This is a genomic window from Croceicoccus sp. YJ47, assembly GCF_016745095.1.
In the GTDB taxonomy this organism is placed as follows: Bacteria; Pseudomonadota; Alphaproteobacteria; order Sphingomonadales; family Sphingomonadaceae; genus Croceicoccus.
In genome coordinates this window covers 1,982,363-1,995,512 of the sequence record NZ_CP067087.1, presented here as the reverse complement: position 1 = coordinate 1,995,512, position 13,150 = coordinate 1,982,363, and the positions used below count along the sequence as shown (strand labels likewise).

Below are 13,150 nucleotides of genomic sequence, written 5' to 3'. Positions count from 1 at the left end.
AAAATCGCCCCCGCCGTCACACCGCCCGCACAATTCCGAACCGCCCCCTCCCTGCCCGGTCTGCAAGGATGCAGGCGAAGTCCCGCGCGAACTCGAAATTCTGCGGTGTTCGGCATGCGGTCGCCGCCCGAGGCCGTTGGCGCGCGAGGATAAGTGATGCTGACCATCGAAGCCGAAGGCCATGTCTGGCCCCTCGACACGTTCATCGACAGCCATCGCTTTCGGCGCAGCGACGGTGACGTGCCGCCCATCGCGCGGAGCGATTGGCCGCTCGCCTGCATAACGGCGGATTGCCGCATTATCGAAGAGCCGGCGCGCCACGTGCCCTGGCACACCATCATCGCCTATCGGGCGCCGGAGCTGTCGAGCCACCTCGCCCAATGTCCGGACTGCGGCGATACCGCCGAGATCGCCTCCAGCCTTTTCGCAAACGAGGACGGCACATTGATCCTCGACTGTCCCACCTGCGGAAGTGCCGATCCCGATGGGTATTGCTGATGGCCTGTCAGTCGCGCCCGATGCCCGGCGGCGGGAACGCTATCGTCTGCGGCACCCGCCACCGGCAGCGCTGCGCGTGCGGCCGCCCTGCCGTGCGTCTCTGCGATTGGAAGACCTCTTCCCGAACCGGAACCTGCGACGCGCCACTGTGCGCGCGCTGCACCACCTCGCCTGCGCCCGGAAAAGACCTGTGCGCGGCCCATGCCGAAACATACCAACAATGGAGAGCCGGACATGGCCGAAACCACCGATGATCGCCTGCGCCTGCTGATCGAACGGATCGAGCGGCTCGAGGAAGAAAAGAAGGGCATCGCGGACGATCTGCGCGAGGTTTACGGCGAGGCCAAGGCGGTCGGCTATGACGTGAAGATCATGCGCCAGATCGTCCGCCTTCGAAAAATGAAGGCCGACGATCGCCGAGAAATGGACATGGTCCTCGAAACCTACAAATCCGCGCTGGGCCTCGACTGATGGCCAGGGCCAAAGCACGCCCGATCGACCCCGCAACACAGGCCCGCGCGAAGCGCGCCGCAGCCGAGGTCGTCGCCAGCTGGTCGACCGAACAGCTGACCGCCTCGCTTGCCGGCGATCGCCTGGCGAAAGCCTGGGCCATCTCCCTCCATTCCGCGCGCGACGTCATCGCGTCCGAGCAGCGCCGCCGCGACCATTCCAAGAGGTTCGGATAATGAGCGAAACACTCCTTCGCCGCCCCGAAGTCGAGAAAGAAACGAGCCTGTCCCGAAGCACCATCTATCGTCAGATGAATGCTGGGACTTTTCCGAAGGCTATCCGCGTCGGCGCGAACTCAGTCCGCTGGCGCGAATCGGAAATCGAGGCGTGGAAGCAGAGCCGCCCCAAATTTCTCGACCCAGATTGACCCCATTCGCTGCTCTTCAGGGGGGCAGCATTGGGGGCATCTCACTTTCGAATTCGACCGCAAATACACCAAATACAGGGCATCTCATGACAATTTTTGATCCCGCCCTCGGGCACCATTTTCCCGGTGTCTCCTTACCCTCTTCGATTCCCGCAAATCGCGTTGACATGGCCGCCCGCGCACCGCATGGCCGCGTCAAGACGGTGCTGCAAACGTGAAAGCGTGCGCAGCTAAGAGGGAAGCCGGTGCGATGCCGGCGCTGTGCCCGCAACTGTATGCCGGGAGCCTGGAACCACATGTCACTGGCCGCCTGCCTTTCGGGGCAGAACGCCGGGAAGGCGGTTCCCCCAGGCGACGATCGGCAAGCCAGGAAACCTGCCGTCGCGTCGTTCGTCCGGGGCCGGGTTCAGCCATCGGGACAGGAAAAGCGTTTTTTCCGCAGAAGCGACAGCCAGGCCGGTTTTTCGGTGCCGGTGATTCGCCCATGGATCGCCGGCATGGCCATATGTCGATGTCAGGCCATGCGGGTGCCGGAACCGTCGCATGGCGGGGATTTGAACGCTTCGCCATGTACCGCACCCGCCCGATCTGTACGTCGCGCCGCCATGTCGCCGCCTGCTTTATTGTAAACGCTCGTGCGGCAACCCACCGCGACCGCGTGACGGGCCGCACGGCCTGCGCCAACATGCGGTATCGCCGATGATCGCGTTTCGCGCCATTTGCGCTTCATGGCTCGCCCTGCCGCTTTTCGCCTGCGCCCCGGCGGAGCAGCACGCGCAAGCCCCGATGGTGCATGCGGACGCACCTCGTCGGATCGTCAGCCTCGATTATTGTGCCGACCAATATGTCCTGCGCTTTGCGGAGCGGGACGACATACTCGCGCTTTCGCCCGATGCCGGGGAACGGTTTTCCTATATGCGAGAAGAAGCCGCGGGCATTCCCACCGTGCGGCCGCGCACGGCGGACGTGCTGGCGCTGCGGCCCGATCTGGTCGTGCGGTCCTATGGCGGCGGACCGGCGGTCGGGGCCTTCATGGAAACGGCCGGCGTGCCGGTGGTGCAGATCGGCTTTCCCGAAACGCTCGCCGATGTGCGGGAGGAGGTCGTGCGGATCGGCGGCGCGCTTGGCAACGGACAGGACGCGCGCGCCGTGGCCGCCGCGATGGACCGGCGGCTCGCGGCTGTGGCGGAACAGGGCGGAGCGAACCGCGCCACGCTTTACATGACCCCGGCGGGCGTGACCGCGGGCGAAGGCACGCTGGTCCATGAAATGATGCTGGCCGCGGGGCTTTCGAATTTTCAGGACCGGCCCGGCTGGAACCCGATCCCGCTCGAACGGCTCGCCTATGACCGGCCCGATCTCATCGCGGCGGCGTTTTTCGAAAGCGCCACGAACCATGTCGACAGCTGGAGCGCGGCGCGCCACCCGGTTGCGCAGGCGCAATTGCGCGAATTGCCGGTGGTCCCGCTCGACGGGGCATGGACGTCGTGCGGCGGATGGTTCCTGATCGACGCGGTCGAGGCGCTGGCCCGCGCCGAAAGGGCACCGCGATGAGCCGCGTTTCCGGCGTTCTCGCGCTCATGCTGGCGGGGGCGTTGCTGCTTTCGCTGCTGCTGGGCTCGGTCGATCTGCCGCTTTCGCGCGTGCTCGCAGCGCTTGCCGGGGAAGGTCCGGCGGGCGACAGGCTGGTGGTGTGGCAGATCCGGCTGCCGCGCGCGCTCGCCGCCGCGATGGTCGGTGCGGCGCTCGGCATGAGCGGCGCCGCGCTGCAGGGGTTGTTGCGCAATCCGCTGGCCGAGCCGGGCATTCTCGGCGTGTCGGCGACGGCGGCGCTTTTTGCGACCTTCGTGCTGTATTTCGGGCTGGCGACGGCGGGGCCGCTCGTGCTGCCGCTCGCGGCGGTGGGGGGCGCGCTGCTCGCGACGATGGTCGTGGCGGCGGCGGCAATCGTCACGCGTTCGGTCGTGACGCTCATCCTCATCGGAGTCGGATTGTCGAGCTTTTCGGCGGCGGTCATGGCATTGTTGATGAATCTCGCGCCCAATCCGTTCAGCCTTGCCGACATGGTGAACTGGATGCTGGGCACGGTCGACAACCGCAGCCTTGCCGACCTTGCCTTTGCCGCGCCGTTCATGGCTCTCGGTGCGGCCATATTGATGGTGTCGCGCCGGGGTCTGGCCGCGCTCGCATTGGGCGACGAGGCGGCAGAGGGGCTCGGTCTCGACCTCGGACGGCAACGGCTATGCGTGATTCTGGGCGCGGGGCTGGCCACCGGGGCGGCGGTGGCGCTGGCGGGGGCGATCGGGTTCGTGGGGATCGTCGCGCCGCATCTCGTGCGGCCATTCCTGCGCTATGATCCGGCGCGATTGCTCGTGCCGTCGGCGCTGCTCGGCGCGGTGATGCTGGTGATTGCGGATATTGGCGTGCGCGTGCTTCCCACCGATGCGGAGCTGAAGCTGGGCGTGGTCGCCTCGCTCTTTGGCGCGCCGGTGTTCGTGTGGATCGCGGCGCACAGGCGGCTGGCATGACGCTCCTTCGGGCAGATGGGCTGCGCTATCTTGCGGGCGACAGGCCGCTGGTGAAGGATGCGAGCTTCGCACTGGAGCCCGGAACGCTCAACGTGCTGATCGGGCCGAACGGTTCGGGAAAATCGACGCTGCTGCGCCTCGCGCTCGGCCTGCTCAAGCCAGATGGCGGGGAGGCGACGATCGACGGCACGCCGGTCGCAAAGCTGTCGCCGATGGCACGCGCGCGCCGCATCGCCTATCTCCCGCAGGCCCGCCCGCTGGTCTGGCCGCAGCCTGTGGGCGATATCGTGGCACTGGGCCGGTTCGCCTTTGGCGCGGCGCCGGGGCGGTTGTCGCAAGAGGACCGGGCCGCGGTGGCGCGTGCGCTCGCCGCCTGCCATCTCCAAGGGTTCGAGGAGCGCGCCGCCGACACGCTTTCGGGCGGGGAGCTGGCGCGGGCCCACCTCGCCCGTGCGCTCGCGGCGGAAACCCCGCTCATCGTCGCGGACGAACCTGTCGCCGCGCTCGACCCCCGGCATCAGCATCAGACGATGCAGCTGTTCCGCGACATGGCGCGCGCGGGGCGGGCGGTGCTCACCGTGGTGCACGATCTCGACCTTGCGCTGCGCTATGCCGACCGGCTGCTGTGGATGAGCGAGGGACGCCTCGTCGCCGATGGCAGCCCGCACGCCACGGTTTCGGCCAGCCGCCTGCGCGAGGTTTTCCGCATCGACGCCGCGGTCGTGGAAACGGGGGACCGCGCGCTGCGGCTCGACATCGCGGGGCCATCGTGATCCGCCGTCGCGGCGATCTTTCCTTGGCCTCGGCGTCCGCGATCCCTATTCGCCGTGCATGGACACGATAATTTCCGGTCGCCCGAACAATTTCTGCGCGGCATGCTCGGTGCGCAACCGGGCGATCTGCGCCGATCTCGACGATGAGGAGATCCGCCTGCTCAACACCATCGGGCGGCAGCGCACGCTCGCTGTGGGAGAGGCGCTGTTATGGGAAGGCGACGATGCGGTCCTCGTCGCGAACGTGATCGACGGCGTGCTGAAACTGTCGACGCAGACGGCGGAGGGCAAGGAGCAGATCCTCGGCCTTGCCTATGCGTCCGATTTTCTGGGCCGGCCTTTCGGGCAGAACACGCCCTATGACGTGGAGGCGCTCACCCCCGTGCAGGTCTGCGTGTTTCAGCGCGCGGATTTCGACCGTTTCGCGCGCGACCATCCCCGGCTGGAGCACAGGCTGCTCGAACGCACGCTGACCGAGCTTGACCGCACGCGCCGCTGGATGATGCTGCTGGGCCGCATGAACGCGGAGCAGAAGCTGGCGAGCTTTTTGATCGAGACGACAGAGCGGATTGCGCCCGAAGCCGGTGACGCTGCGCCCGGCGCCGGGCCTGTCACCATCGCGCTTCCCCTCTCCCGGCAACAGATCGCCGACGTGCTCGGCCTCACGATCGAGACGGTCAGCCGCCAGTTCACCCGCATGAAGAACGAGGGTTTGATCGCCATTCCCTCCCGGCGCGAAATCGCGATCCTGGACCGGGAGGCGCTCGCCATCCGCGCGGGATAGGACCGCATCCCGCCAATCCGCGCCCCTTCAACGACACGACGCCGTTCAACTCACGAGGTTTTCACCATGGCCCAATGGCAATTCTGGATCGACCGGGGCGGCACCTTCACCGATATCGTCGCGCGCGATCCCGATGGCGCGCTGCACACGACAAAGGTGCTGAGCGAAAATCCGGAGCATTATCGCGACGCGGCCACCGCCGGCATCCGCAAAATCCTCGGCCTCCCCTTCGATGCCGCATTGCCGGTCGAGCGAATCGCGGCCGTGCGCATGGGAACGACGGTGGCGACCAATGCGCTGCTCGAACGCAAGGGTGCGCGCACGCTGCTCATCCTCGATGAAGGGTTCGGCGATCTCCTGCGCATCGGGCATCAGGCGCGGCCCGACCTCTTCGCGCTGGCCATCGAAAAACCAGCCCCGCTTTACGAAGTGGTGGAGGAGGTGGCAGGCCGCGTCGATGCCGACGGCGCGGCGCTCTCCCGGCTTGACGAGGACGCCTTGCGGCAAAGGCTCGCCCATCACCGGGCACAGGGGCTGGAGTCGGTGGCCATCGTGCTCGCCCATGCGTGGAAATATCCCGAAACCGAACGCCGCATCGCCGCCCTTGCCGCGGAAGCAGGCTTTGCGCAGGTGTCGGCGAGCCACGCGGTATCCGCGCTGATCGGCCTGGTCGCGCGGGGACAGACCAGCGTGGTCGATGCGTATCTGTCGCCCGTGCTGCGCGATTACGTCGGCCGGGTGGAGAGCGAGCTTGCCGATACGCCGCTCGCCTTCATGCGGTCGGACGGGGGCACGGCGGCCGCGGCGGATTTTCATGGCAAGGATGCGATCCTGTCCGGCCCGGCGGGCGGGGTCGTGGGCGCGGCCCGCACCGCCGCCGCCATTGGCGAGCACCGCATCATCGGTTTCGACATGGGCGGCACATCGACCGACGTTGCACTCTACGCCGGCGAATTCGAGCGCGCCTACGATACCGAGATCGCGGGCGTCGCGATGCGCGTGCCGATGATGGACATCGAAACCATCGCGGCGGGCGGCGGCTCCATCCTCGCCTATGACGGGGCGCGCTTTACCGTGGGGCCGGACAGCGCGGGCGCGAACCCCGGCCCGGCCTGCTATCGCCGGGGCGGTCCGCTCACCATCACCGACGCCAATGCGATGTGCGGCAAGTTGCGGCCCGAATATTTCCCGGCGATCTTCGGCCCCGACGGCGACGAACCGCTCGACATCGGCGCTGCGGAGCGGGGGTTCGAGGGTTTGCGCGAGGACATCGCCGATGGCCGCACCGCGCACGAGGTCGCCGAGGGGTTCCTGCGCATCGCGGCGGCCAATATGGCGGCCACGATCAAGCGGGTCGCGCTCGAACGCGGGCACGATGCCACCGAATTCACCATGAACTGCTTTGGCGGCGCGGGCGGGCAGCACGCCTGCATGGTGGCGGACGCACTGGGCATGGAGCGTATCCTGATCCACCCGTTCGCGGGCGTCCTGTCGGCGTATGGCATCGGGCTGGCCGATCGGACGGCGGCGCGCGAAACCACGCTCGAAATCCCGTTCTCGGATGATACGCGCGGCGAGATCGACGCCGCCGCCGACCGGCTGGAGCATGAGATCCGCGACGAACTGGGCCAGGACGATGCGGTGACGGTCACGCGCACGCTGCGCCTCCGCTACGAGGGCAGCGATACCGGCCTGCCCGTGGCGATGGCAGGCCGCGAGGCGATGCAGGCGCAGTTCGAAAGGCTGCACCGTGCGCGCTTCGGTTTCTGCACGCCCGAACGCACGATCGTCGCCGCCGACCTCATGGTGGAGGGCAAGGTGCCCGGCCCCGACCTGCCCCGCCCGGCACAGGCGCCGAGTGAAACGGGCACGGGATCGCACCGGCCCGAACCGGTGGACGCGGTCGAGATTTTTACCGATGGCGCCATGCACCGTGCATCGGTGCACGACCGCGATCACCTCACCCCCGGCCACCGCATGACGGGGCCGGCGCTGATCCGCGAAAACACGTCCACCACCATGGTCGAACCCGGCTGGCAGGCCGACGTGCTGCCCGGCGGCGAGATCTTGATGACACGCGCCGTTCCGGTGGAGCGCGCGCGGCCCCGGACCGACCGGGCCGATCCGGTCATGCTGGAACTGTTCAACAACCTGTTCACCAGCGTGCCGGAGCAGATGGGCGCGGTCCTGCGCAACACCTCGACCAGCGTGAATATCAAGGAGCGGCTCGATTTCTCCTGCGCCCTGTTCGATGCGACCGGCGCGCTCATCGCCAATGCGCCGCATGTGCCGGTGCATCTGGGCGCGATGGGGGAAAGCGTGCGGAGCGTGCTGCGCGCGCGGGGCGATGATCTTTGCCCCGGCGACAGCATCGTGCTCAACGATCCGTTCAATGGCGGCACCCATCTTCCCGACGTGACCGTGGTGACGCCGGTGTTCGATGGTGACGGGACGACGCTGCGATGCTTTGTCGCCAATCGCGGGCACCATGCCGATATTGGCGGGACGACGCCCGGATCCACCCCGCCCGATTCCGCCCGCATCGCCGAGGAAGGCGTGCTGATCGACAATTTCCTGATCGTGCGGGGCGATGAATTTCGCGAGGATGCGTTCCGCGACCTGCTCTGCGGGGCGGAGTGGCTTACGCGCGATCCCGATACCAATATCGCCGACATTCGCGCGCAGCTCGCCGCCAATAACGCAGGGGTCGGAGAGATTGCCGCCCTTGCCGAACGCTATGGCTGGGACGTGCTCTCCGCCTATATGGGCTTCGCGATCGCCAATGGGGAGGAGCATATCCGCCGCGTGATCGCCGGGCTCGACGGGGGACGTTTCGAATACGCGATGGACGATGGCGCGAAGCTGTGCGTCTCGGTCGAGATCGATGCCGAAACGCGGGGCGCCCGCGTGGATTTCACCGGCACCGGCGCGCAGCATGCGGGCAATATGAACGCCCCGCGCGCGGTGACGCAGGCGGTCGTGCTCTATGCATTCCGCTGTCTTGCCGGCGGCGATCTTCCGCTTAACGAGGGATGCCTGCGCCCGCTCGACATCGTGATCCCGCACGGCTCCTTCCTGTCGCCCGAACCGGGGGCCGCCGTCGTCGCCGGCAATACCGAGGTCAGCCAGGCGGCATGCAATGCGCTGCTCGGTGCGCTGGGCAAGGCGGCGTGTTCGCAAGGGACGATGAACAATTTCCTGTTCGGCAATGACAGGGTCCAATATTACGAAACGATCTGCGGCGGGGCGGGCGCGGGGCCGGGCTTTACCGGCGCCGATTGCGTCCACACCCACATGACCAACACGCGCATCACCGATCCCGAAATCCTGGAGGTGCGCTACCCCGTCATCCTCGAACGGTTTGCCATGCGCCCCGAATCGGGCGGCACCGGCGAGTGGCGCGGCGGGCACGGCGCGATCCGCGCGATCCGCGCGCGCGAGGCGATGGCCGCCACGCTGGTCGGGTCGCGGCGCACGGTGGCGCCCTTTGGCCTCGAGGGCGGGGGCGACGGCGCGGTCGGGCGGCAATGGGTCCGGCGTGTGGACGGCAGCACGCAAATGCTCCCCGGCCACGCCCGCGTCGATCTTGCGCCTGGCGACACGATCACCATCGAAACGCCCGGCGGCGGCGGATTCGGGAGCGACGCGCCCTAACGCAGGAGCCGTTTGACGATCCGGTCGATCATCCGTTCGGACAGGAGGCCGATCGCCGCGCCGACGATCACATCGCTCGCGAAATGGGCCTTTTTCGGGATCTGCACGAGCGCGGCAGCCGCCGCCGCGGTATAGGCGGCGCCTGCTCCGTTCGGATATTCGCGGGTCACGGCGCGCGCCACCGCCACCGCCCCCGCCGTATGGCCGGACGGGAACGAGCGGTAATCGCCGTCCTTGCTGTGTCCCGGCTTCGCGTCATGTTCGCCATCCTCGTCGACCTTGCGCGGGCGGGTGCGGTCGACATTGTTCTTCGCCACGGTCTTGACCCCCGTGGCGAGCGCATGGGACGCCAGCATCCGCAGCCCCGCACGGGCGAGCCGCGGGTCACGCGCGGCGATTCCCGCCACCATCACGGCCAGCGACGCGGCGACGAGCGGCGGTTGATCGGCCAGCTCGCTCGCCTTGGCCAGCGCGCGGACCGGCCAGAGATCGGCCAAAGGCTCCGCCGCGTCGGCAATCGCAAGATCCGCACGCGCGATCGCCCCCATGTCGCCGTCTCGCGCCGCGTTTTCGAAATTGTCCTGATGGTCCGTCATCGCCGTGCCTTATCACCGGGCCGCGCCTACGGATATGCCCTATCCCTCCGCCTGCCGCATGCAAGATGCGCCGCCGCCCGCGCACTTGGCCTTTTCGGCGGGGGGAAACGCGGCTAAGGCCGGTTGTCCTCACCCCGCGTTGAATGGAAACGACAGGCACCGTGCTCATCAATCTTGCCGGCATTGCCGCCATCCTGCTCCTGGCCTTTGCGCTGTCGACCGACCGGCGCGGCATCAGCCTTCGCATCACCGCCGCCGCCTTTGCGTTGCAGGCATTGATGGCGGTGCTCGTCCTGCGCACGACATGGGGCGCGGCGGTCATCGCGGGCATGTCGCGCGGCGTGTCGCAACTGCTCGGCTATGCGGGGGAGGGAACGGCATTCATCTTCGGCCCGCTCGCCGACCCCGCGATCGGCGGCAACAGCTTTGCCATCGCGGCGCTGACGGTCATCATCTTCTTCGCCTCGCTGGTCTCGATCCTCTATTATCTCGGCATCATGCAGGTCGTGATCCGCTGGGTCGGGGGCGCCATCGCGTGGATCACGGGCGTCAGCCGGGTCGAGGCGCTCGGCGCTGCGGCCAATATCTTCGTCGGGCAATCGGAAAGCCCGCTGGTGGTGCGGCCCTATCTCGCCGCTCTGGCGCCGAGCCGGATCTTCACACTGATGTGCGTGGGCATGGCGGGCGTCGCGGGCACGATCCTGGCCGCCTATGCCGGTTTGCTGGGGGAGGAGTATCTTCCCTTCCTGCTTGCCGCAGCGTTCATGTCGGCGCCGGGCGGTATCCTCATGGCCAAGATCATCATGCCCGACGAACGCGTCGCATCGGCCGCGGCGGAGGGCTATCCCGACCTTCCCGCCAACAGGGTCAGCGGCGAAGGCCCCGCCGCGCTCCTGCCGGAGGATCGCAGCCTGCGCGATGCCGAAATCGCCGAAGCCGCCCATGACGAGGAAAAGCCCGCCAATGTCATCATGGCCGCGGCACAGGGTGCGCAGACCGGCGTGAAGCTTGCCGTCGCGGTCGGTGCGATGGTGCTTGCCTTCGTGGCGCTCGTCGCGCTGGCCAACGGGATATTGAGCAGCCTTGGCGATCTCGTCGGGCTGGAGGGCCTGAGTTTTCAGCGCATCATCGGCTATGTGTTTGCGCCCTTCATGTATCTCCTCGGCATTCCTTGGGACGAGGCGCGCATCGCCGGCGGCCTGTTCGGGACGAAGATCGTATTGAACGAATTCGTCGCCTTCATCGACCTCGGCAATCTGGGACCGGCGGCGCTGTCGGAACGCAGCCGCGCCATCGTCACCTTCTCGCTGTGCGGCTTTGCCAATTTCTCCTCCATCGCGATCCAGATGGCGGTGACGGGCGGGCTCGCCCCGAATCAGCGCCCGGTGATCGCGCGGCTCGGCCTGCGCGCGCTGGCGGCGGGCTCGCTGGCCAATCTGATGAGCGCGGCACTGGCCGGGCTGCTCCTTCCATACTGACGGGTTTTGTCATGAACGATCTTTCGACCATCGCCACCGCCTCGCTCAACGAACCGGCGGAGCAGCTTGCGCAGAAGCTGGGGCAGAGTTTCGCCCAATACGGGTTTGCCATCGTCACCGACCATGGCATCGATCAGGCGCTCATCACCCGCGCCGAGGAGGCGAGCCGCGCCTTCTTCGCCCTGCCGGAGGATACGAAGCGCGCCTATTTCATCGAGGGCGGCGGCGGTGCGCGCGGCTACACCCCGTTCCGGACGGAGCGGGCGAAGGGCGCGTCGATTACCGATCTCAAGGAATTCTGGCACGTGGGGCGCACATTGCCCGATGGCGATCCGCTCGAGGAATTCATGCCCGCCAATGTCTGGTCGGCGGAAATCGCGGAGTTTCGCGATATTTTCGAAACGCTTTACGACGCGTTCGAAATCGCCGGGCGCCGGATATTGAGCGCGATCGCGCTGCATCTGGGCCTGCCTGCCGACTGGTTCGATGCGACGGTGGAGCATGGCAATTCGGTCATGCGCCTGCTGCACTATCCGCCCATCGACGATGCGGAGGGGGCGGTGCGCGCCGCGCCGCATGGCGACATCAACACGATCACGCTGTTGTTGGGCGCGGAAGAGGCCGGGCTGGAGCTTTTGTCGCGCGACGATGAATGGATTCCCGTGTCGCCGCCGCCGGGCGCGCTGGCCGTGAATATCGGCGACATGCTGTCGCGCCTCACCAACGACCGCCTGCGCTCCACCATTCACCAGGTGCGCAACCCCGTGGGCGAGGCCGCAGCGCGTTCGCGCTATTCCATGCCGTTCTTCCTGCATTTCAGGCCCGATTTCACGATTCGCACGCTCGAAAACTGCGTGGATGCGCAGCACCCCGAAAAATACGAGCCGATCACCGCGCATGATTTCCTGATGCAGCGGCTGCGCGAGATCAACCTGGCCTGAGGCCGATCCGCGGCAGGGTCGGGGTCGGGCGAAAGCCGGGTCAGGCCGCGCGTTTCTGCCGCGCGAGGATCATAGCCTCGACATGGTCGCCATCGCGATCGTAATCGTCCGCGCGCCGGCACAATCGGCCTGCCGACGCCGAATCGCGCCCCGCCATGTCGCGCAAAAGCCGCGCCTTCTCGCGCAGCGACCGCAGCGAATCGTAGAGGCTGCGCTCCAGCATTTCCTCCTGCCGCGCATCGAGCGACGCGCTCGAATAGGCGTGTCCCGTGTGGCAGCGGAACCGGACCAGCGGCCCATCCTCGATCTGCCACAGGACGCCATTGCAATCCGGGCAGTTATAGGGCGACAATTCGCCCAGGCGATCCTCGGTGGTCATGCTCGCACGCTCCAATCCTGCCACCATAAGCTCCAGTTTCACCGCTTCGCTGACCGTGCCGTCCGGCCCCGCCCGGGCGCCCACCGCCCGCGACAGCGCCCGGCCGAGCGCCGCTGGCGGTGCGATGTTTTCCGGCTCGCCCACCGCGCTGATCGCGGCGCGGGGCATGTCGGGGGAGGCCGCGCTTGCCGGGTCCTGCACCATGACATGGCCGCCCGCCGCCACGATCGCGCGCGCGCCCGACGCCCCGTCATCGAGATAGCCCGACAGGATGACCCCCGTCGCCCGCGCGCCCGCGAACACGGCGAGTGATCGGAACATCGGGTCGATCGCAGGGCGGAAATTGTTTTCGCGCGGACCGCGGCGCAAATGGAGATGTGCCTCGCCCAGAAGCAGATGTTCATCGGGCGGCGCGATATAGAGGCAATTGTCGCGCAGCGGTTCGCCATCGTCCGGTTCGCACACGCGCAGGCTGGTGGAACGGCGCAATATGTCGACCAGATGCCCGGTTTCGTTCACGCGGTGCAGGACCAGCAGCACGATCGCCGGTCGGGCCGGTTCGAAATGTTTCAACAGGTCGATGACCGCCGGCAAACCGCCCGCGCTGCCCCCGATTCCGATGATATTGCGCCGTGCCGTCAT

The 13,150-nt window shown here is 67.4% G+C and carries 13 protein-coding genes and 1 riboswitch; of the genes, 11 read left to right on the top strand and 2 right to left on the bottom strand.

The window, feature by feature from the left end; all coding sequences use genetic code 11:
• Positions 1-156: 156 nt before the first annotated feature.
• The 9 genes from JD971_RS09695 to JD971_RS09655 all read left to right on the top strand — a co-directional run bounded on the left by JD971_RS09695 (position 157) and on the right by JD971_RS09655 (position 9,114).
• Positions 157-498 (top strand): hypothetical protein, encoded by a 342-nt coding sequence (locus JD971_RS09695; RefSeq protein ID WP_202082975.1) that lies wholly within the window; start codon positions 157-159, stop codon positions 496-498.
• Positions 499-732: 234 nt separating this feature from the next.
• A complete protein-coding gene (locus JD971_RS09690; RefSeq protein ID WP_202082973.1) occupies positions 733-969 on the top strand; it encodes a DUF2312 domain-containing protein in 237 nt (78 codons plus the stop codon).
• The gene (locus JD971_RS09685; protein WP_202082971.1) at positions 969-1,184 is read left to right on the top strand and encodes a hypothetical protein; all 216 of its coding nucleotides are present in this window, start codon (positions 969-971) and stop codon (positions 1,182-1,184) included. Before JD971_RS09690 ends, JD971_RS09685 begins: the two co-directional genes overlap by 1 nt.
• A complete protein-coding gene (locus tag JD971_RS09680) occupies positions 1,184-1,375 on the top strand; it encodes an AlpA family transcriptional regulator (RefSeq protein ID WP_202082968.1) in 192 nt (63 codons plus the stop codon). The genes JD971_RS09685 and JD971_RS09680 overlap by 1 nt, the downstream gene beginning before the upstream one ends.
• A gap of 184 nt (positions 1,376-1,559) precedes the next feature.
• A riboswitch (cobalamin riboswitch) is annotated at positions 1,560-1,773 on the top strand.
• A gap of 301 nt (positions 1,774-2,074) precedes the next feature.
• Positions 2,075-2,929, top strand: a complete 855-nt coding sequence (locus JD971_RS09675; protein ID WP_236672034.1) for an ABC transporter substrate-binding protein — start codon at positions 2,075-2,077, stop codon at positions 2,927-2,929.
• Positions 2,926-3,903, top strand: a complete 978-nt coding sequence (locus JD971_RS09670; protein ID WP_202082966.1) for an iron ABC transporter permease — start codon at positions 2,926-2,928, stop codon at positions 3,901-3,903. Before JD971_RS09675 ends, JD971_RS09670 begins: the two co-directional genes overlap by 4 nt.
• Positions 3,900-4,676 (top strand): ABC transporter ATP-binding protein, encoded by a 777-nt coding sequence (locus tag JD971_RS09665; RefSeq protein ID WP_202082964.1) that lies wholly within the window; start codon positions 3,900-3,902, stop codon positions 4,674-4,676. Before JD971_RS09670 ends, JD971_RS09665 begins: the two co-directional genes overlap by 4 nt.
• A 58-nt stretch (positions 4,677-4,734) precedes the next feature.
• The gene (locus JD971_RS09660; protein WP_202082962.1) at positions 4,735-5,460 is read left to right on the top strand and encodes a Crp/Fnr family transcriptional regulator; all 726 of its coding nucleotides are present in this window, start codon (positions 4,735-4,737) and stop codon (positions 5,458-5,460) included.
• A 66-nt stretch (positions 5,461-5,526) separates the two neighbouring features.
• Positions 5,527-9,114 (top strand): hydantoinase B/oxoprolinase family protein, encoded by a 3,588-nt coding sequence (locus JD971_RS09655; protein ID WP_202082960.1) that lies wholly within the window; start codon positions 5,527-5,529, stop codon positions 9,112-9,114.
• Here the strand turns inward: JD971_RS09655 and JD971_RS09650 are convergent.
• A complete protein-coding gene (locus tag JD971_RS09650) occupies positions 9,111-9,710 on the bottom strand; it encodes a phosphatase PAP2 family protein (protein WP_202082958.1) in 600 nt (199 codons plus the stop codon). The two genes, JD971_RS09655 and JD971_RS09650, sit on opposite strands and share 4 nt — an antisense overlap.
• Positions 9,711-9,853: 143 nt before the next feature.
• Here JD971_RS09650 and JD971_RS09645 point away from each other — a divergent pair, with 143 nt between their 5' ends.
• Together JD971_RS09645 and JD971_RS09640 are read left to right on the top strand one after the other, a co-directional pair.
• Positions 9,854-11,188, top strand: a complete 1,335-nt coding sequence (locus tag JD971_RS09645; protein WP_202082956.1) for a NupC/NupG family nucleoside CNT transporter — start codon at positions 9,854-9,856, stop codon at positions 11,186-11,188.
• An 11-nt stretch (positions 11,189-11,199) separates the two neighbouring features.
• On the top strand, positions 11,200-12,129 hold the full coding sequence (locus JD971_RS09640) for an isopenicillin N synthase family oxygenase (RefSeq protein WP_202082954.1): 930 nt from the start codon (positions 11,200-11,202) through the stop codon (positions 12,127-12,129).
• Between the two features lie 40 nt (positions 12,130-12,169).
• On the opposite strand, the gene JD971_RS09635 is transcribed toward JD971_RS09640, so the two are convergent.
• Entirely contained in the window at positions 12,170-13,150 is a 981-nt protein-coding gene (locus JD971_RS09635) for a chemotaxis protein CheB (RefSeq protein ID WP_202082953.1), read from the bottom strand.

Coding starts and splice junctions, on each gene's coding strand:
- JD971_RS09695 (WP_202082975.1), top strand. CDS start 157: ATGCTGACCATCGAAGCCGAAGGCCATGTCTGGCCCCTCGACACGTTC.
- JD971_RS09690 (WP_202082973.1), top strand. CDS start 733: ATGGCCGAAACCACCGATGATCGCCTGCGCCTGCTGATCGAACGGATC.
- JD971_RS09685 (WP_202082971.1), top strand. CDS start 969: ATGGCCAGGGCCAAAGCACGCCCGATCGACCCCGCAACACAGGCCCGC.
- JD971_RS09680 (WP_202082968.1), top strand. CDS start 1,184: ATGAGCGAAACACTCCTTCGCCGCCCCGAAGTCGAGAAAGAAACGAGC.
- JD971_RS09675 (WP_236672034.1), top strand. CDS start 2,075: ATGATCGCGTTTCGCGCCATTTGCGCTTCATGGCTCGCCCTGCCGCTT.
- JD971_RS09670 (WP_202082966.1), top strand. CDS start 2,926: ATGAGCCGCGTTTCCGGCGTTCTCGCGCTCATGCTGGCGGGGGCGTTG.
- JD971_RS09665 (WP_202082964.1), top strand. CDS start 3,900: ATGACGCTCCTTCGGGCAGATGGGCTGCGCTATCTTGCGGGCGACAGG.
- JD971_RS09660 (WP_202082962.1), top strand. CDS start 4,735: ATGGACACGATAATTTCCGGTCGCCCGAACAATTTCTGCGCGGCATGC.
- JD971_RS09655 (WP_202082960.1), top strand. CDS start 5,527: ATGGCCCAATGGCAATTCTGGATCGACCGGGGCGGCACCTTCACCGAT.
- JD971_RS09650 (WP_202082958.1), bottom strand. CDS start 9,710: ATGACGGACCATCAGGACAATTTCGAAAACGCGGCGCGAGACGGCGAC.
- JD971_RS09645 (WP_202082956.1), top strand. CDS start 9,854: ATGGAAACGACAGGCACCGTGCTCATCAATCTTGCCGGCATTGCCGCC.
- JD971_RS09640 (WP_202082954.1), top strand. CDS start 11,200: ATGAACGATCTTTCGACCATCGCCACCGCCTCGCTCAACGAACCGGCG.
- JD971_RS09635 (WP_202082953.1), bottom strand. CDS start 13,150: ATGACGGCACGGCGCAATATCATCGGAATCGGGGGCAGCGCGGGCGGT.